The following is an 18,294-nucleotide window of genomic DNA, read 5'->3' as shown; positions in this document are numbered from 1 at the left end:
GCCTGAGGCGTCGTCAATTATTCAGGTTCTTGCCTTTACGCAACTGGACAATTGGAAGAGCATGAAGCTGAATATACTGTGGGGAGCTTGTTTGACGGCCGTGGTTTTGGCCGGATGTTCGGGTTCATCGCCGAATAAGGTTGACCCACCGGCGGCAGGTCAAACGCGTTTACAGCTTGGTTTAGCCTATCTGGCGCAGGGAGATTTACCCGCTGCACGTCAGAATCTGGAAAAAGCTGTGAATGCCGCTCCACAGGATTATCAAGCCCAATTGGGCATGGCTTTATACGAACAGCGCATTGGTGAAAACAGCGCCGCAGAACAGCGTTATCAGCAGACGATGCAGCTCGCTCCAGGAAATGGCACCGTACTGAATAATTACGGTGCGTTTCTGTGTGGTTTAGGGCAGTATGTATCGGCTCAACAGCAGTTTAGCGCTGCGGCTTTGTTACCTGATTACGGTCAAGTTGCAGATAGTCTGGAAAATGCAGGTTATTGTTTTTTGCGGGCTAATCAAAATGACCAAGCCAAAGTGTTGCTCCGCCGAGCGTTGAAGTATGATCCTGATAAAGGTGGGTCGCTGCTTGCAGAGGCCGAAAGGCAATTTGGAGAAGGGAAACGCGCTCAGGCGCAACTACTACTGGATGTTTATCAACATGTTCTTCCGGCCAGTGCCGAAAGTTTATGGTTACAAATTCGTTTCGCCGCGCTGGCAGGTCGCCAGGATAGCGTTCAACGCTATGGCAAGCAGCTTGCGCGAAGTTTTCCACAATCCAAACAGTACCAGCACTTTCTAGCTAATGAATACTGAAGCCTCCCAAGATCAAACTGTTCCAGAGACGACAGGTGTGCGCCTGCGTCAAGCCCGTGAAGCATTAGGGCTAACCCAACAGAATGTTGCAGAACGTCTGTGCCTGAAAGTATCTACTATTCGGGATATTGAGGAAGATAACGCTCAGGCGAATCTTGCTTCGACGTTTTTGCGTGGTTACATTCGCTCATACGCCAAACTGGTTCGTCTGCCTGAAGATGAGCTATTGCCTATGCTGGCAAAACAGGCACCGATTAGAGCGGCGAAAGTCGCCCCGATGCAGAGTTTCTCATTGGGTAAAAAACGCAAGAAACGTGATGGCTGGTTGATGATGTTCACCTGGCTCATTGTTTTTGTTGTGATTGGTCTGACCGGTACCTGGTGGTGGCAAAATCATCAGGCCCAACAGGCAGAGATCGCCAATATGGCCGATCAGTCTTCTGCTCAGTTATCGCAAAATGAGGGGCAAACTGTTCCTCTGGCTGGTCAAAACGATAACGCGGAAAAAACCGAAGTTCCGTTGACTGACGCTAATGCATCAGCTGCGCCTTCGGCACCGGAAACTGCTCCGGTAACGGCTCCAGCCGCGGCAGGGAATGCCCCGGTAGCTACAGGTGAAACGCCGGCCACGTCAGCGGTAGTTTCGCCAAGTCAGGCGACTTTGCCTGAAGTGTCAAACCCTGCCATTCCTTTGCCGACGGCGGAGGCTGCGGTTAACGCTGCCGCTGCCCAATCGACCGGGTTGGTGATGAATTTCTCTGACGATTGCTGGCTGCAGGTTGTTGATGCAACGGGTAAATCATTGTTCAGTGGTATTCAGAAGAAGGGCGCGACCCTGAATTTATCTGGCAAAGCACCCTACAAACTGACGATAGGTGCGCCAGGGGCGGTCACTATTTTGTATCAAGGTAACCCTGTTGATTTAAGCAAGTTTGTTAAATCAAGCCGCGTTGCCCGTTTGACCGTCGGCGCTGAGTAATCTTGTGGTTATAGGTGACCACATGACTGCAAAGGAGAGCGTGTAATGCATAATGAATCCCCAATCATTCGACGTAAATCCACGCGTATTTATGTCGGAAAGGTGCCGATTGGTGATGGTGCGCCGATTGCCGTGCAATCGATGACCAACACTCGCACCACAGACGTTGACGCGACGGTTAAACAAATTCAGGCATTAGAGCGTGTTGGCGTTGATATCGTCCGTGTTTCAGTACCGACTATGGATGCGGCTGAAGCTTTCAAGTTGATTAAGCAGCGCGCCAATGTTCCACTGGTCGCTGATATCCATTTTGACTACCGTATTGCGCTGAAAGTAGCGGAATATGGCGTGGATTGCTTGCGTATCAACCCCGGCAATATTGGTAACGAATCACGTATCCGCGAAGTGGTTGCCTGCGCGCGCGACAATAACATCCCTATCCGTATCGGTATCAACGGCGGCTCGTTGGAAAAGGACATTCAGGAAAAGTATGGTGAACCCACGCCAGAAGCCCTGCTTGAATCCGCAATGCGTCACGTTGATATCCTCGATCGCCTCAACTTCGACCAGTTCAAAGTCAGCGTGAAAGCCTCCGATGTTTTCCTAGCGGTAAATTCATACCGTTTATTGGCAAAACAAATCAATAATCCGCTGCATTTGGGGATTACTGAAGCCGGCGGCGCGCGTAGCGGTTCGGTTAAATCGGCTATTGGCCTCGGTTTGCTACTATCTGAAGGCATCGGTGACACGCTGCGTATTTCTCTGGCCGCCGATCCGGTGGAGGAAGTCAAAGTTGGCTTTGATATTCTGAAATCTCTGCGCATTCGTTCCCGCGGTATCAATTTCATCGCTTGCCCAACTTGTTCGCGTCAGGAGTTTGACGTTATCGGTACGGTAAATGCGCTGGAAGAACGGCTGGAAGATCTGATTACGCCAATGGATGTCTCTATCATTGGTTGTGTGGTGAACGGGCCGGGAGAGGCCTTGGTTTCAACAATCGGTGTGACCGGCGCGCATAATAAAAGCGGCTTCTATGAAGACGGCGTGCGCCAGCGGGAACGCTTTGACAACAAGTTGATGATCGACCAGTTGGAAGCCAAAATTCGCGCCAAAGCAGCGATGATTGATGAGAAAAACCGGATTGATATCAACCAGCTGGAAGATCAGGCCCCGGTCTGATCTGGCGGTTGGCGACCAGCGTTGAGTAAGCGGGCCTGGCCCGCTTTATATTGTGCCCATAGTGGTGAGGAGCGTCCCCATTGAATCACGGGACGGCTAGCCCCTATAATCGGCTTTATTTTTTGCATCAAAACTATAGAGAAAAGACGTGGCAAAGAACATTCAAGCCATTCGTGGTATGAACGACTACCTGCCGGCTGATACAGCTTTATGGCAGCGTATTGAAGGCACATTGAAACAAGTGCTGGGCGGCTATGGTTACAGTGAAATTCGCTTACCGATTGTAGAGCAGACCCCGTTATTTAAACGCGCTATCGGTGAAGTGACCGACGTCGTGGAAAAAGAGATGTACACCTTTGACGATCGCAATGGCGAAAGTCTGACGCTGCGCCCAGAAGGCACGGCGGGTTGTGTACGCGCCGGGATCGAACATGGTCTGCTGTACAATCAGGAACAACGTCTGTGGTACATCGGCCCGATGTTCCGCTACGAGCGCCCACAAAAAGGCCGCTATCGCCAATTCCATCAGTTGGGTGCCGAAGTCTTTGGTCTGCAAGGGCCAGATATCGATGCCGAATTGATTTTGCTAACCGCTCGTTGGTGGAAAGCATTGGGCATCGCCGAACACGTTCGTCTTGAACTGAACTCTATTGGTTCACTGGCCGCACGTGCCGATTACCGTGAAGCTTTGGTCGCCTTCCTGGAACAGCATCAGGACGTGTTAGATGAAGACTGCAAACGCCGGATGTATAGCAATCCGCTGCGTGTTTTAGACTCTAAAAATCCAGAAGTCCAGCAGTTGCTGAACGATGCACCGCGTCTTTCTGAATATCTGGATGAAGAATCCAAACAGCATTTTGCCGGGTTGTGTGAACTTTTGGATCATGCCGGTATCCCATATAGCGTTAATGAGCGTTTGGTTCGCGGCTTGGATTATTACAATCGCACCGTTTTCGAATGGGTAACCAATAGCCTTGGCTCTCAGGGAACAGTCTGTGCCGGTGGTCGTTACGACGGTCTGGTAGAGCAACTGGGTGGTCGTGCTACGCCAGCAGTCGGTTTTGCTATGGGGCTGGAGCGTTTGGTTCTGCTGGTTCAGGCGGTTAATCCTGAATTTAGCGCACCGCCAACGGTCGATGTGTATCTGGTTTCTTCCGGTCAGGGAACACAGAGCGCAGCAATGCAGCTGGCTGAAACCCTGCGTGACGCTCTGCCGTCATTGAAGCTGATGACCAACTATGGCGGCGGCAACTTTAAAAAACAATTCGCCCGAGCCGATAAATGGGGCGCGCGCGTGGCCTTGGTGTTGGGTGAAGACGAAGTGTCTGCACAGCAGGTGGTAGTGAAAGATCTGCGCAAGGGTGAACAAGAAACGCTGGCGCAAGCTGATGTAGCTGCGCGTCTGGCTTCGATGTTAGGTTAAGGAGAGAGACACCGTGGAAGTCTATACCACTGAAAATGACCAGGTTGACGCAGTGCGCCGTTTCTTTAGTGAAAACGGAAAAGCGCTGGCCGTGGGTGTGGTGCTCGGAATTGGTGCTTTGGTGGGCTGGCGTTATTGGCAGAGCCATCAGAATACCGCGCTGACGGAAGCATCTTCTTCCTTCCAGAAAGCCAGTGCGGCATTGGCAGCCAACAACGCTGAAGGCGTTATCGCTGCGGAAAAATTTGTACAAAGCAACAGTAACAACTATGGCGTGTTAGCCGGGTTGGAACTGGCGCATCACTTTGTGGCACAAGGGCAATTTGAGAAGGCTGCTCAGCAGTTGAGTCTGGCTCAGGGCAATACCAAAGATGAAAACCTGCTGTCGTTGATCAACCTGCGTTTGGCGCGTGTCCAGCTGCAATTGAAAAAGCCAGAAGATGCATTGAAAACCCTCGATGCGGTGAAAGGCGATGGTTGGACTGCAATGGCGCAAGACGTGCGTGGCGATGCATTATTAAGTAAGGGCGACGTTGCTGGTGCACGCGCGGCTTACACCAAAGGCGTCGAATCTAATGCTTCTCAGGCGTTGCAGGCACTGCTGCGCATGAAATTGAACAATTTGTCCAGCTAAGGGGAATTCCCATGCAACTGCGTAAAACACTCTTAGTAGGACTGGTTTCCGTCGCCCTATTGAGCGGCTGCTCACTGTTTAACAGTGAAGAAGATGTGGTGACTATGTCGCCACTGCCAAAAGTTGAAAATCAGTTCACTCCGACCAAGGTGTGGAGTACTTCTGTTGGCAGCGGTGTGGGTGATTACTACTCCCATCTGCGCCCGACTTGGCAGGGTTCCTCTGTTTTCGCCGCTGATCGTAAAGGTCTGGTGAAGGCGATGGATATCGATACCGGTAAACAAATTTGGCAAACCGATCTGTCTGAAAATACCAATTTCTACTCCAGCAACAAATCAGCCATGCTTTCCGGTGGTCTGACTGTTTCTGGTTCTCACGTGTTTGTGGGTAGTGAGAAAGCGGTGGTGTACGCGCTGAATGCCGATGATGGCAAAGTAGCGTGGCAGACCAGCGTAGCTGGCGAAGCGATGTCGCGTCCGGTTGTTAGCGACGGCATGGTTCTTATTCACACCACCAACGGTATGTTGCAGGCGTTGAATGAGAGCGATGGTGCGATTAAATGGACGCTGAATCTGGATGTGCCTTCTCTGTCCCTGCGCGGTGAATCTGCACCGACCGTTGCTTTTGGCGCGGCTATCGTTGGCGGTGATAATGGTCGCGTTAGTGCGGTCATGATGGAACAAGGCCAGCTGATTTGGCAGCAACGTATTTCTCAGGTTACCGGTACTACCGAAATTGACCGTCTGAACGATGTTGATATGACGCCAATCGTGGTAGACGGCGTGGTTTATGCGCTGGCTTACAATGGTAACTTGACCGCATTGGATCTGCGTTCTGGACAGATTCTGTGGAAACGCGAGTTGGGTTCGGTCAACGATTTCATCGTTGATTCTGGTCGGATCTTCCTGGTTGACCAAAATGACCGCATTGTGGCACTGAAATCCGACGGTGGTATTACCCTTTGGAGCCAAAGCGATCTATTGCATCGTAACTTGACTGCCCCAGTTATGTATAATGGCTATCTGGTGGTTGGTGATGCCGAAGGTTATCTGCACTGGGTGAATACCGAAGACGGCCGTTTTGTCGCGCAGCAGAAAGTGGATAGCTCCGGTTTCCTTAGCGCGCCGGTGGTTGTCAGCGATAAGCTGATGATTCAGGCCAAAGGCGGTACTGTCTACGCGTTTACTCGCTAATTATCGGGTAATACACTGGACGAAAGCTAAACTTTCAAGGGTGTGATTGCCGAACACATTGGCTCTTAATATGAGTCCCTAAACGGCTCCTGAATAGTTCAGGGGCCGTTTCGTATTCTAAAAACTCCGCTGTCCATGTTGTTCGATAGCGTTGTAACGAATTGAAAAATAAGTAATGAGGCTTCAATAATGATACCTGTCATCGCCCTGGTTGGGCGCCCGAATGTGGGTAAATCCACTTTATTTAACCGTTTGACTCACACTCGGGATGCGTTAGTGGCGGATTTCCCCGGGCTGACGCGTGACCGTAAATATGGTCGTGCCGAAGTTGAGGGTCATGAGTTTATCGTTATCGATACCGGCGGTATTGATGGCACCGAAGATGGCGTTGAAACACGCATGGCTGGACAGTCGCTATTAGCGATTGAAGAAGCAGACATCGTGTTATTCATGGTTGATGCTCGTGCTGGCCTGATGCCTGCGGATCAGGGCATTGCCCAGCATCTGCGTAGTCGCCAAAAAGCTACTTTCCTGGTTGCTAACAAAACCGACGGCATGGAGCCTGAAGCGGCAGCGGCCGATTTCTATTCTTTGGGGATGGGCGAAGTTCACCCTATCGCCGCTTCGCACGGTCGTGGCGTAGCTCAGCTGATTGAAGAAGTCATGGCTCCGTATATGGCGCCGGTAGAAGCTGAAGTTGAATTGACTGAAGAAGAAGCCAACGCCGCCTATTGGGCAGAACTAGAAGCGCAGGATCAAGATACGGCGGAAGGGGAAGAACCAGAAGAAGACGATTTTAACCCGCTGGATCTACCGATCAAGCTGGCCATCGTTGGGCGTCCTAACGTAGGTAAGTCTACACTGACCAACCGCATTCTTGGTGAAGAGCGTGTGGTGGTGTACGACATGCCGGGCACCACTCGCGATAGCATTTATATCCCAATGACCCGCGACGATCGTGAATATATCCTGATCGACACCGCAGGTGTGCGTAAACGTGGGAAAATCACTGAAACCGTTGAGAAATTCTCGGTAATCAAGACCCTGCAGGCGATCGAAGACTCGAACGTTGTATTACTGGTGATTGATGCTCGCGAAGGTATCTCCGATCAGGATTTGTCTCTGTTGGGCTTCATCCTCAATAGTGGGCGCTCACTTGTTATTGCTGTCAATAAATGGGATGGCATGAGCGAAGAAGCTCGCGCTCAAGTGAAAGACATGCTGGATCTGCGTTTGGGCTTCGTTGATTTCGCACGTATTCACTTTATCTCTGCTCTGCACGGCAGCGGCGTAGGTAATCTGTTCGAATCTATTCAGGAAGCCTACGATTGCTCCACCAAACGTGTTGGCACCTCAATGCTGACACGTATCATGCAAATGGCTGAAGAAGATCATCAGCCGCCGCTAGTACGTGGTCGCCGTGTGAAACTGAAATACGCCCACGCCGGTGGTTATAATCCACCAATCGTGGTTATTCACGGTAATCAGGTGACTGATTTATCCGATTCCTATAAACGCTATCTGATGAACTATTTCCGTCGTTCATTGAAGGTGATGGGAACGCCGATCCGTATTCAGTTTAAAGAGGGTGAAAACCCGTTTGCTGGTAAGCGTAACACCTTGACACCAAACCAGATGCGGAAGCGTAAACGCTTGTTGTCACATCTGAAAAAGAAATAAAGTCAGCTAGCAGGGCGCGGATATTCCGCGCCCTTCGTGTTTCTGGCTAATGGCTAAAAGCATTGTTTGCGAAATGAGTTTGGGAAGACGTTATGTCATGGGAAACTTGGAGTTTTGCGTTTAGCGTCACAGTACCGAATTTATTGATGATGTTACTTGGCGTCATGTTGCGGCGCTGGCGTCTGATGGACGACAGTTTCTGCGACGGTGCCACCCGCCTGGTTTTCAATCTCGCGTTGCCTTGCCTGCTATTCTTTAGCGTTGCCACTAATCACGTTAGTCTGGCCGATCATCTACCACTAGTGATTTACGGTGCGGTCGGCACGTTGATTACCTTTTTATTGCTGGAAGTGGCCGCTCACTGGCTGGTTAAAGAGCCTCGTGAGCGCGGCGTATTCGTGCAAGGCGGCTTTCGTGCCAATACCGCCATAGTAGGGCTGGCCTACGCGATGACAGCTTACGGTGATGAAGGCGTGGCGCTAGGGGCGATGTATCTGACGGTCACGGTGATATTATTCAACGTTCTGTCGGTGATCACATTAACTCGCAGTCTGAACGCTGGCACCGACGGTAAAATCAGCCAGCGCGCTTTATTGAAAAGTATGGTGACCAACCCGCTGATTATCGGTCTGGTTTGTGGCTTACTCTATGCTCAAACCCACCTACCGATGCCGCAGGTTATTCAGCAAACCGGTAGTTTTATATCCGCTCTGGCATTGCCGCTAGCCTTGCTTTGCACCGGAGCCAGCCTGGACTGGAAGGCGATGTTTCGTTCTTCTAATGTGGCGGCTTTGGCATCCTCCGCCAAACTGGTTTTTGTGCCTTTAATCATGACGTTAGGTGGGTGGTTGCTGGGTTTTCGCGGTGCTACACTGGGAATTGTCTTCCTGTTTTCAGCGACGCCAACGGCGGCGGGCAGTTATGTGATGACACGGGCAATGGGCGGAAATGCGACTTTAGCGGCTAATATTATCGCCATTACTACCGTGGGATCGTTCTTTACCACGGCTTTGGGTATTTATTTCCTGCGCACATTCGGCGTGATTTAAGGAGAAAATAATGGAAGCTCTATGTCCGGTGTGTCATACAGCGATGGATGAGGTAAGCGGTCACTTTCACTGCGCTACATGCAGTAGCGACTATCAGCCGCAGGCGATTTGCCCAGATTGCGGAAAACCATTACAGGTGCTTAAGGCCTGTGGCGCAGTCGATTATTTTTGTCAGCATGGGCATGGTTTGATTTCGAAAAAACGCGTGAAATACGAGTATACTCTGCATCATTAACGCCGCAGTTGCCTCCGCTCACTCCAATCATTTATTGGGCTAATCTTTTGGGTATTTACTCAGGTGTCGCCTTGCGATAACCCCAAATTGATGGGCAGCTAATGGCTAGAAGTTACTGATACGGTTAATTTTTAGGGAGAGCGTCGCGGTGGGGTCATAGTGGCGTAAGCCGCCGGACCCCCTCGTTGCGGTAGGCCTGTGTATCGTAAACCCTGAATCTTTTGACTGCCTCCACTCCCCCAGTCACTTAGTGGACTAGGTTTCTGAGGGGTCACTCCGTTGTCACCTTGCTACCACACCAAATCTTTTCGGTAGGCTTTTCGTCTTTTACGCCGCCGCAAGGTGCTGATTGTCGCACTGACATACTGGATAGCATCATACCTAGCAACGATAAAAACTAAGCTATTTCGCTGCTGTTCGGGGTTTACGTACTTTTTTCACCGGCGTTAGCTGCGTAATTTGACTTTCTACCCAACCATCCTGCAAACGGGTTTTCAGCGTTTCGCCCACCTGTACTTGCTTCGTAGTTTTTAGCAGGCTGCCGTTGTGGGTCTGGGTCACGCTATAGCCGCGTGCGAGCGTAGCCAACGGGCTAACGGTTTCTAACTGTGAACAGGCAATCCCAAAACGCTGACGATAAGCGTTTAGCTGACGCTCTAGCGCTTGTTTCAGGCGATATTCCTGCTGCTGCACTTGTTGACTGTAACGATAGATTCGTCCCTGCGGCTGGACGTTACTCAGCCGCTGCTGCAAACGCTCAACCCGGCGAACTTGCAGGCGAATCTGGTTTTGAGCACATTCTTCCAACCGACGTTGCAATTTAAATAACAGCGTTTGCTGGCGCGCTAGACGCAAATGAGGATGCTGCTGCTGTAAACGGTGATGCAGGCGGGTAAATTGTTGATTACGCTGTGCCAGATAATAATCCATCGCCATTTCCATGCGTTGTTGCTGTGCCTGAATTTGGCGCACTAACTCTAGCTGATTGCGGCTAACAATTTCAGCGGCTGCAGAAGGCGTAGGGGCTCGCAGATCGGCAACGAAATCGGCGATCGTCACATCGGTTTCATGCCCAACGGCGCTGACAATCGGAATCCGGCTGGCAAATATTGCTCTCGCCACCCGTTCATCATTAAAGCTCCATAAATCTTCCAGCGAACCGCCACCACGTCCAACAATCAAGACATCACACTCGGCGCGTCGATTGGCCATTTCAATAGCGCGAACAATTTGCATGGGCGCTTCGGCACCCTGAACCAACGTCGGATAAATCACCACCGGCAGCGAAGGATCGCGGCGCTGAAGCACCTGTAGCACATCGTGCAGAGCCGCTCCGCTGGAGGAAGTAATCACGCCGACTCGTTTGGCCGGGGTGGGGAGCGGCTGTTTGTGTGCCGCTTCAAATAACCCTTCCGCAGCCAATTGTGCTTTCAATTGCTCAAACTGCTGTTGCAGCAATCCATCGCCGGCAGGCTGCATACTCTCAGCGATTAACTGATAGTCACCTCGGGGTTCATACAGAGTGATTGAGGCTCTGACCAGCACCATCTGACCATTTTGCGGGTTAAAAGTGGTGCGGCGGTTGCTATTGCGAAACATCGCGCAGCGTACCTGTGCCCGATCGTCTTTCAGGGTAAAATACCAGTGACCAGAGGCGGGCTGGGAAAAGTTGGATATCTCGGCGGTGAGCCAAATCTGGCCCATTTCCATTTCCAACAGCTGTCGAACCGTCTGATTTAGGCGGCTGACGGTAAATATCGAGGTGGCGGAAGTTAGTGGCATGTGACCTGGATCAAATTTTAAAACAAGTACTTAATTGATCGATATTACCTGCCTCAGAACGGTAAGCAAGAAAATTTATCAGAAAGTGCTGGAGGCAACCGATTACGCTCTGTATAATGCCACGGCAATATTTTATCTTTTCTCAAATCACTCTGGTGAGATATTGCCCATGCTACGTATCACGAAAGAAGCACTAACCTTTGACGACGTTCTCCTGGTTCCAGCCCATTCCACAGTTCTGCCTAACACTGCGGATCTTGGTACTCAACTGACCGCAACTATCCACCTGAATATCCCTATGCTGTCCGCAGCCATGGATACCGTAACCGAATCTCGCCTGGCCATTGCTCTGGCGCAAGAAGGCGGTCTGGGCTTCATTCATAAAAACATGTCTATCGAGCGTCAGGCTGAAGAAGTCAGCCGCGTGAAAAAACATGAAAGCGGTGTGGTTACCGAACCACAGACCGTTACGCCAACCACCACTTTACGTCAGGTTAAAGAACTGACAGCCCGTAACGGCTTTGCTGGCTACCCGGTTGTGACCGAAGATTACGAACTGGTAGGTATCATTACTGGCCGTGACGTACGCTTTGTCACCGATCTGGAACAGCCTGTAACTGCGGTTATGACGCCGAAAGAGCGTCTGGTTACCGTAAAAGAAGGTGAATCTCGCGAAGTTGTGTTGCAGAAAATGCACGAAAAACGCGTTGAGAAAGCATTGGTAGTTGATGATAACTTCCATCTGCGCGGCATGATTACCGTAAAAGATTTCCAAAAAGCAGAACGTAAGCCTAACGCCTGTAAGGACGAACACGGTCGTTTACGCGTTGGCGCTGCCGTTGGCGCTGGTGCAGGTAACGAAGAGCGTATCGACGCACTGGTTGCCGCTGGCGTTGACGTTTTGCTGATCGACTCATCTCATGGCCATTCCGAAGGCGTTCTGCAACGCATTCGCGAAACTCGTGCTAAATATCCTGATCTGCAAATTGTTGGCGGTAACGTCGCTACTGGCGCAGGCGCAAGAGCATTGGCAGAAGCCGGTGTTAGCGCGGTAAAAGTGGGTATTGGCCCCGGCTCTATCTGTACTACCCGTATCGTTACCGGCGTGGGCGTTCCGCAAATCACTGCGGTATCTGATGCGGTAGCCGCGCTGGAAGGCACCGGTATTCCGGTTATCGCTGATGGCGGTATTCGCTTCTCCGGTGATATTGCGAAAGCTATTGCAGCGGGCGCGTCCTGCGTGATGGTGGGTTCCATGCTGGCAGGTACTGAAGAGTCTCCGGGTGAAATCGAACTGTATCAAGGGCGTTCATTCAAATCCTATCGCGGTATGGGGTCTTTGGGCGCGATGTCCAAAGGGTCTTCCGACCGTTATTTCCAGACTGATAACGCTGCAGACAAGCTGGTACCGGAAGGTATCGAAGGCCGCGTAGCGTACAAAGGTCTGCTGAAAGAAATCGTTCATCAACAAATGGGCGGTTTGCGTTCTTGTATGGGCCTGACCGGTTGCCCGACCATTGACGATCTACGTACCAAAGCAGAATTCGTACGCATCAGTGGTGCAGGCATTCAGGAAAGTCATGTGCATGATGTGACTATCACAAAAGAATCACCGAACTACCGCATGGGCTAATTCCAAGGGCAGTGGTCGGTGAGTTTTATTATCGTCCGCAGCTCGCATTGCTCAATGACTTGGTGTCAATGGCGTATGCGAGCTGCGGGCGTTAACTCACATTCTGGCCTCGCCGATTGGAAGTAGGACGTTTATTAACGTTGCTAAAGTCTTTCATTTTTATTTTATTTATTGACCTGTTTCTGGAATACGCCTCACATGACAAAAAATATCCATAAGCATCGCATCCTTATTCTCGATTTCGGTTCGCAATACACTCAGCTGGTGGCGCGTCGCGTTCGTGAGATTGGCGTTTACTGTGAACTATGGGCGTGGGACGTAACTGAAGCCCAGATTCGTGAATTTAATCCGAGTGGCATCATTTTGTCCGGCGGCCCGGAAAGCACCACTGAGAACGGCAGCCCGCGTGCTCCAGAGTACGTGTTCAACGCAGGCGTACCGGTATTGGGCGTGTGCTACGGCATGCAAACCATGGCGATGCAGCTGGGGGGCCACGTTGAAGGTTCTACCGAGCGTGAGTTCGGCTATGCGCAAGTAGAGATCAAAACTGATTCAGCGCTGGTTCGTGGTATTCAAGATGCTCTGAACGCGGCCGGTGAGCCGATTTTGGATGTGTGGATGAGCCACGGCGATAAAGTGACTGCCATTCCGTCTGATTTTGTCACCGTTGCCAGCACCGATACCTGCCCGTTTGCCATTATGGCCAACGAAGAAAAACGCTTCTACGGCGTACAGTTCCACCCAGAAGTAACCCACACCAAACAAGGCCAACGCCTGTTAGAGCGCTTCGTATTGGATATTTGCCAATGTGAAGCGCTGTGGACGCCAGCGACCATCATCGAAGATGCTGTAGCCCGTCTGCGCGAGCAAATTGGCGAAGATCACGTGATTTTGGGCCTATCTGGCGGGGTAGATTCTTCCGTTACCGCTATGTTGCTGCACCGTGCCATTGGTAAGCGTCTGACCTGTGTCTTCGTGGATAACGGCTTATTGCGTTTGAACGAAGCCGATCAAGTGCTGGAAATGTTCGGTGATAAATTCGGTCTGAATATTGTCCACGTTGCGGCGGAAGATCGTTTCCTGAGCGCACTGGCCGGTATTGATGAGCCTGAAGCCAAACGTAAAACCATTGGCCGCGTATTTGTGGAAGTCTTTGATGAAGAAGCTTGTAAGCAAGAGCAGGTCAAATGGCTGGCACAAGGCACCATTTATCCGGATGTGATTGAGTCTGCGGCCTCTGCCACCGGTAAAGCGCACGTGATCAAGTCTCACCATAACGTGGGCGGTTTGCCAAAAGAAATGAAGCTGGGTCTGGTTGAGCCGCTGAAAGAGCTGTTCAAAGATGAAGTGCGTAAAATTGGTCTGGAATTGGGTCTGCCGTATGACATGCTGTATCGTCATCCGTTCCCTGGTCCAGGTTTAGGCGTGCGCGTACTGGGCGAAGTGAAGAAAGAGTATTGTGACCTGCTGCGTCGCGCTGATGCGATCTTTATTGAAGAGCTGCATAAAGCCGATCTTTACAATAAAGTCAGCCAAGCGTTCACCGTATTCTTGCCGGTTCGTTCCGTCGGTGTCATGGGTGATGGTCGTAAATATGATTGGGTGGTTTCTCTGCGTGCGGTTGAAACTATCGATTTCATGACCGCGCATTGGGCGCATCTGCCATATGAATTCCTTGGCCGTGTATCTAACCGCATTATCAATGAAGTAAACGGCATTTCTCGCGTGGTGTATGACATCAGCGGCAAACCACCGGCAACCATTGAGTGGGAATGATTTAGCGTCTGGCAACAGCCTGCACGTAAAAGCAGTAAAGTACCTCTAAGCCCGCGTAATAGCGGGCTTTTTTGTTTTTGTGTCTGGCACTTTCTGGCAGCTGTTAGCAACGGGAAGCACGGTTTTTTCAATGGAATTTTTGATGGTACTCTCTGGTTTCGAATTCAGGTTTGAAAAAGTACCATGTGATAAATTTCGGTTGAGTTATGGTATTTGTTTTTTATAACTCAATTAAAAACAGAGAGTTAAACAAATTTTCTGAATTTTTTACAACATGGTATTTGTTGATAAAGGAAAACAATAAACCATGTTGACTGACACCAGGCTACGTCACCTTAAGCCGAAGGAGAAACTCTATAAAGTTAATGACCGTGATGGTCTGTATGTTGCGGTCACTCCGGCTGGAACTATTTCATTTCGTTATAACTATTCAATAAACGGAAGACAGGAGACCGTTACTTTTGGCCGCTATGGTGTTGGAGGGATCACGCTTGCAGAAGCGCGTGAACGGCTCAATGAAGCAAAAAAAATGGTTGCCAGTGGAAGATCGCCTGCGAGGGAAAAAGCCAGAGATAAAGCGCGTATCAAAGATGCGGAGACTTTTGGTGCGTGGGCTGAGAAATGGTTACGCGGTTATCAAATGGCTGAATCGACGCGTGATATGCGGCGTTCGGTATATCAAAGAGAGTTGAAGTCAAAATTTGCCCAGCAGAAACTGAGTGAGATTACACATGAAGACTTACGCGCATTAACCGATAACATCGTCGAGAGAGGGGCACCGGCGACAGCTGTACACACCAGAGAGATTGTATTGCAAGTCTATCGCTGGGCTATAGAGCGCGGTCAGAAGGTGGAGAATCCAGCTGATCTGGTACGGCCTGCAAGCATAGCGAAATTTGAGCCTCGAGACAGGGCATTGACGCCAATTGAAATTGGTCTGATGTATCGGTACATGGAACGGGTAGGAACGACGCCATCAATCAGAGCAGCGGTTAAACTTTTGCTGTTAACGATGGTACGTAAAAGTGAACTTACTAACGCAACCTGGAACGAGATCAATTTTAGTGAAGCTGTATGGACGATACCAAAGGAGAGGATGAAACGACGTAATCCACATTTGGTTTTTCTTTCCAGACAGGCAATGGATATTATGATTGCTCTCAAAACTTTTGCCGGTAGCTCTGATTTTATCCTTCCTTCGCGGTACGATTCCGATGCGCCAATGAGTAGCGCTACTTTAAATCGGGTTTTGACACTGACGTATCGCCTGGCTCAGAAAGAAGGGGTGTTGTTGCCTAAGTTTGGTCCGCATGACTTACGGCGTACAGCCAGCACCTTGCTACATGAGGCCGGGTACAATACTGACTGGATTGAGAAGAGCCTTGCCCATGAACAAAAAGGGGTACGAGCTGTTTATAACAAGGCTGAATATCGTGAGCAGAGGGCTGAGATGCTACAAGATTGGGCGAATATGATTGATGAATGGACTAGTAAGTAGTTAATAATCAGTAAGTTAAGTGGATATGCTTCTTTTATCTACGCTAGGAGAGCAATTTTAGCCGCTAAAATTTACTGAATCTTTACTGGTTTTATCTGGATTGCATAAAAAGGAAAAATAAAAGTGCCTGAGTTGTCTGTAATTATACAATGGATGAATCAATACCCTAAGACCGGCTGGCTATTGCTGTGTATCTATATTGCACTCGGTGTAGTTCGTCACAGAGTAATTAATGCTGAATCTGGAAGTGTATTTCGTGGACTACTCAATCTTAGGAAGCGCCGGCTAGAGCAAATGCTGACACAGCCATATTTGAATAAAAATGCGGTCCGTCTGGCAAAGCGTGAGCTTCGTCAGCGCAGCCTTTATCGGCTCACAGGCTTGTATAATTATCGGCTGCAGGATTTGGCTGTAATAATGTGTGATCGTTATGGGTTGCGGGCTGGTTATCTCAAGCCGTGGCGTAACTGGCTCGAAGAACGGGATGGACGGATTGTGTTCAACAGGAAATGGCATTGTTTTCGCTGGCGTCTTTTTCTGGTAGGTCAGATTGTAAACACAGTTCTACTAATATTATTCATTATGTATATAGTTTCTCATTCTTCGGCCGAAATGATCGCACCGCTTATGTTACTCTTCATGCTTGTATGGTGGTTTCCTTGGCTAATGATCACCTCGGTACCTACCCCTAGGTGGACTCGCGAAATGGAAGTCTATCTTGAGAAATTTAACGCTGAACAGACCATGGTTTAAACTGTTCTTTGTTACCATGCATTCAGAGTGAATTGTCAGAGTTTTGGAAGATTCCATCCTACGAGTAATACTCACAAGGTAATTCACATAATCAATAGGTTAAGTCATAAGCTTCTTGACCCTACATGAGAAGACGAATTTTAGCTGCTAAAAGTTTGGGCATATTTGGACTTAAATGTCACCGACATGATTCTAATAATTAAGCCAGTACCTAATGAGCCAAGATAAGACAACTGTAAACGCCCTTTGGCTTAGACTTGCTTTCAGGAAAGCGAATGCTTTTTATGGTCAGGGACAAGTAAGGGGATGAGCCATTGCATAACCATAAAACCAATTCGTTCTATGTCATTACAGATCGGCTTCAGTGATTTACTGGTGAGGTAGTATCACTGTGATCCGTTTTGCATAACGCTTACAGCTGCGCTACAAACAATAAACTATAATACTGTATTTTCAAAATCATCAATTTGAAGCAGGGTAATCGCGAAAAACCACTCGTAAGTGGCTGGTTATAATTCAATAAAGTGGATGATATTAAGACTTAAACTGCCACCATAATAGCTCGTGGATATATTATTTTAAATATAAAATTCTTTCCTCACAGACGCTAAGGCCTTGGACACAGCCTGCTTCGTCATAGTTGTGTAGTGATTTTTTTCTAAAACCTGTGCGGTTTCAAACTGGTTAAAACCTTGGTGTTTTAATATGATTATTTTTTTCTTAGTATCAGTGAATTTGGAGTCAACCATTCGTCTGGCGATATTCCTAAGTTTATCTAGATCTGCTGGGGTTAAAGTTTGACCCTGCATCCACTCATGAAAATAGGTATCAATCAATATATCCCCTGTGTTTGCGTTAGCTTTATGCGGTTTAGCGCATTGCCGTCTAAGCCTTATTAATTCTTTATTGAACTGTTCGAGAGACCGCTTTCCTTGTCTGTATTTGGGATTCCATAGATCATTGGTGAGTTTGGGCCTATGGTCAGAACAATATCGATGACTAAGGACCTGTTTTTCATTTTCATGAACGGGGAACTCATTATCGTTAGCAACAAATTCTGATATCTCGCTGATCAACTTGGAAAATTCGGTTAGATTACCGCAGAACTCGCAATAACCGAGCTTACGCTGTGAATTTATAGTTACTCCTTTTGCAGGAGAGGACTTCTTCGGCCGCTTGGATGCGCACTCACTGACTAATTCAATAAGAGACTCAATCGTAGCGGTAAAGCATTTATCAAGAGAAGTTTGTTGATCTAAAGTCAGAACGAAATTACGCAAAAGAAGTCTTTGTGCCTGTACTACGACGTTTAAGCCCACTTTTTTAAGTACATCACTAAATCCTAGATTTACTCCAGAAATGTAGTCTTTATGACTTGGTGGCAGGGAATTTACATAAGCAGCTACTGCTGGATCAATAACTTCCTGTATGAGACGCAGTATTGGATACCTCCGTGAAAATATGGAGTACGGATAACTACGCTCTACAAATAATTTAATTGCAGCTGCAACTGTGAGGTCACAGTGTAAGTATCCCAGCTTTAGTTCCATACACTTTTTGAGATTTCCGGTTTCTCAGCCATCAGCCGATATTCTTCCGGCGTCTGGTTATTCAGGGATTCATGAGGCCGCTCACTGTTGTATTCATTCAGCCAGCGATCCGTTATTTC

Annotated in this window: 16 protein-coding genes; 13 read left to right on the top strand and 3 right to left on the bottom strand. The window is 49.1% G+C overall.

Going from position 1 to position 18,294, the window contains the following annotated elements; genetic code table 11:
- Positions 1–61 precede the first annotated feature (61 nt).
- From pilW to AD970_RS16820, 9 genes are all read left to right on the top strand, one after another.
- Positions 62–811 carry a type IV pilus biogenesis/stability protein PilW gene (gene pilW / locus AD970_RS16860; RefSeq protein WP_049601712.1) on the top strand — a complete coding sequence of 250 codons (750 nt, stop codon included), beginning with the start codon at positions 62–64 and terminating at the stop codon, positions 809–811.
- On the top strand, positions 801–1,790 hold the full coding sequence (gene rodZ / locus AD970_RS16855) for a cytoskeleton protein RodZ (RefSeq protein WP_049601709.1): 990 nt from the start codon (positions 801–803) through the stop codon (positions 1,788–1,790). Before pilW ends, rodZ begins: the two co-directional genes overlap by 11 nt.
- A gap of 45 nt (positions 1,791–1,835) precedes the next feature.
- Positions 1,836–2,969 (top strand): flavodoxin-dependent (E)-4-hydroxy-3-methylbut-2-enyl-diphosphate synthase, encoded by a 1,134-nt coding sequence (gene ispG, locus AD970_RS16850; protein WP_049601706.1) that lies wholly within the window; start codon positions 1,836–1,838, stop codon positions 2,967–2,969.
- A 148-nt stretch (positions 2,970–3,117) separates the two neighbouring features.
- Entirely contained in the window at positions 3,118–4,392 is a 1,275-nt protein-coding gene (hisS, locus tag AD970_RS16845; protein WP_049601703.1) for a histidine--tRNA ligase, read from the top strand.
- A gap of 13 nt (positions 4,393–4,405) precedes the next feature.
- Positions 4,406–5,026: a YfgM family protein gene (locus AD970_RS16840; RefSeq protein ID WP_049601701.1), complete on the top strand. Its 621-nt coding sequence runs from the start codon at positions 4,406–4,408 to the stop codon at positions 5,024–5,026.
- Positions 5,027–5,037: 11 nt separating this feature from the next.
- On the top strand, positions 5,038–6,219 hold the full coding sequence (gene bamB, locus AD970_RS16835; RefSeq protein WP_049601698.1) for an outer membrane protein assembly factor BamB: 1,182 nt from the start codon (positions 5,038–5,040) through the stop codon (positions 6,217–6,219).
- A gap of 189 nt (positions 6,220–6,408) precedes the next feature.
- Positions 6,409–7,899 carry a ribosome biogenesis GTPase Der gene (der, locus tag AD970_RS16830; protein WP_049601696.1) on the top strand — a complete coding sequence of 497 codons (1,491 nt, stop codon included), beginning with the start codon at positions 6,409–6,411 and terminating at the stop codon, positions 7,897–7,899.
- A 92-nt stretch (positions 7,900–7,991) separates the two neighbouring features.
- A complete protein-coding gene (locus tag AD970_RS16825; protein ID WP_049601693.1) occupies positions 7,992–8,948 on the top strand; it encodes an AEC family transporter in 957 nt (318 codons plus the stop codon).
- A gap of 10 nt (positions 8,949–8,958) precedes the next feature.
- Positions 8,959–9,183 (top strand): zinc ribbon domain-containing protein, encoded by a 225-nt coding sequence (locus AD970_RS16820; protein ID WP_049601690.1) that lies wholly within the window; start codon positions 8,959–8,961, stop codon positions 9,181–9,183.
- 402 nt (positions 9,184–9,585) lie between these two features.
- On the opposite strand, the gene xseA is transcribed toward AD970_RS16820, so the two are convergent.
- Positions 9,586–10,965: an exodeoxyribonuclease VII large subunit gene (xseA, locus tag AD970_RS16815; RefSeq protein ID WP_049601687.1), complete on the bottom strand. Its 1,380-nt coding sequence runs from the start codon at positions 10,963–10,965 to the stop codon at positions 9,586–9,588.
- A 169-nt stretch (positions 10,966–11,134) separates the two neighbouring features.
- Between xseA and guaB the strand changes: the two genes are divergently transcribed.
- The 4 genes from guaB to AD970_RS16795 all read left to right on the top strand — a co-directional run bounded on the left by guaB (position 11,135) and on the right by AD970_RS16795 (position 16,625).
- Positions 11,135–12,598: an IMP dehydrogenase gene (guaB, locus tag AD970_RS16810; RefSeq protein ID WP_049601888.1), complete on the top strand. Its 1,464-nt coding sequence runs from the start codon at positions 11,135–11,137 to the stop codon at positions 12,596–12,598.
- 198 nt (positions 12,599–12,796) lie between these two features.
- Positions 12,797–14,374 (top strand): glutamine-hydrolyzing GMP synthase, encoded by a 1,578-nt coding sequence (gene guaA, locus AD970_RS16805; protein ID WP_049601685.1) that lies wholly within the window; start codon positions 12,797–12,799, stop codon positions 14,372–14,374.
- Between the two features lie 307 nt (positions 14,375–14,681).
- On the top strand, positions 14,682–15,872 hold the full coding sequence (locus tag AD970_RS16800; RefSeq protein ID WP_049601682.1) for a tyrosine-type recombinase/integrase: 1,191 nt from the start codon (positions 14,682–14,684) through the stop codon (positions 15,870–15,872).
- Between the two features lie 123 nt (positions 15,873–15,995).
- Entirely contained in the window at positions 15,996–16,625 is a 630-nt protein-coding gene (locus tag AD970_RS16795) for a hypothetical protein (RefSeq protein ID WP_023308176.1), read from the top strand.
- Between the two features lie 578 nt (positions 16,626–17,203).
- Here the strand turns inward: AD970_RS16795 and AD970_RS16790 are convergent.
- Both AD970_RS16790 and AD970_RS16785 read right to left on the bottom strand, forming a co-directional pair.
- Positions 17,204–18,175 carry a hypothetical protein gene (locus tag AD970_RS16790; protein WP_049601678.1) on the bottom strand — a complete coding sequence of 324 codons (972 nt, stop codon included), beginning with the start codon at positions 18,173–18,175 and terminating at the stop codon, positions 17,204–17,206.
- Positions 18,166–18,294, bottom strand: a 129-nt coding sequence (locus tag AD970_RS16785; protein WP_049601675.1) for an integrase core domain-containing protein, incomplete at its 5' end; no start/stop codon positions are given. The genes AD970_RS16785 and AD970_RS16790, both read right to left, overlap by 10 nt.

Source organism: Yersinia nurmii, from assembly GCF_001112925.1.
GTDB classification, from domain to species: domain Bacteria; phylum Pseudomonadota; class Gammaproteobacteria; order Enterobacterales; family Enterobacteriaceae; genus Yersinia; species Yersinia nurmii.
The sequence above is the reverse complement of the archived record's forward strand: the minus strand, read 5'-3'. Positions and strand labels throughout refer to the sequence as shown.

What these genes read in the sequence shown, in the direction of transcription:
- pilW (WP_049601712.1), top strand. Translation starts at nt 62, where the DNA reads ATGAAGCTGAATATACTGTGGGGAGCTTGTTTGACGGCCGTGGTTTTG.
- rodZ (WP_049601709.1), top strand. Translation starts at nt 801, where the DNA reads ATGAATACTGAAGCCTCCCAAGATCAAACTGTTCCAGAGACGACAGGT.
- ispG (WP_049601706.1), top strand. Translation starts at nt 1,836, where the DNA reads ATGCATAATGAATCCCCAATCATTCGACGTAAATCCACGCGTATTTAT.
- bamB (WP_049601698.1), top strand. Translation starts at nt 5,038, where the DNA reads ATGCAACTGCGTAAAACACTCTTAGTAGGACTGGTTTCCGTCGCCCTA.
- der (WP_049601696.1), top strand. Translation starts at nt 6,409, where the DNA reads ATGATACCTGTCATCGCCCTGGTTGGGCGCCCGAATGTGGGTAAATCC.
- AD970_RS16825 (WP_049601693.1), top strand. Translation starts at nt 7,992, where the DNA reads ATGTCATGGGAAACTTGGAGTTTTGCGTTTAGCGTCACAGTACCGAAT.
- AD970_RS16820 (WP_049601690.1), top strand. Translation starts at nt 8,959, where the DNA reads ATGGAAGCTCTATGTCCGGTGTGTCATACAGCGATGGATGAGGTAAGC.
- xseA (WP_049601687.1), bottom strand. Translation starts at nt 10,965, where the DNA reads ATGCCACTAACTTCCGCCACCTCGATATTTACCGTCAGCCGCCTAAAT.
- guaB (WP_049601888.1), top strand. Translation starts at nt 11,135, where the DNA reads ATGCTACGTATCACGAAAGAAGCACTAACCTTTGACGACGTTCTCCTG.
- guaA (WP_049601685.1), top strand. Translation starts at nt 12,797, where the DNA reads ATGACAAAAAATATCCATAAGCATCGCATCCTTATTCTCGATTTCGGT.
- AD970_RS16800 (WP_049601682.1), top strand. Translation starts at nt 14,682, where the DNA reads ATGTTGACTGACACCAGGCTACGTCACCTTAAGCCGAAGGAGAAACTC.
- AD970_RS16790 (WP_049601678.1), bottom strand. Translation starts at nt 18,175, where the DNA reads ATGGAACTAAAGCTGGGATACTTACACTGTGACCTCACAGTTGCAGCT.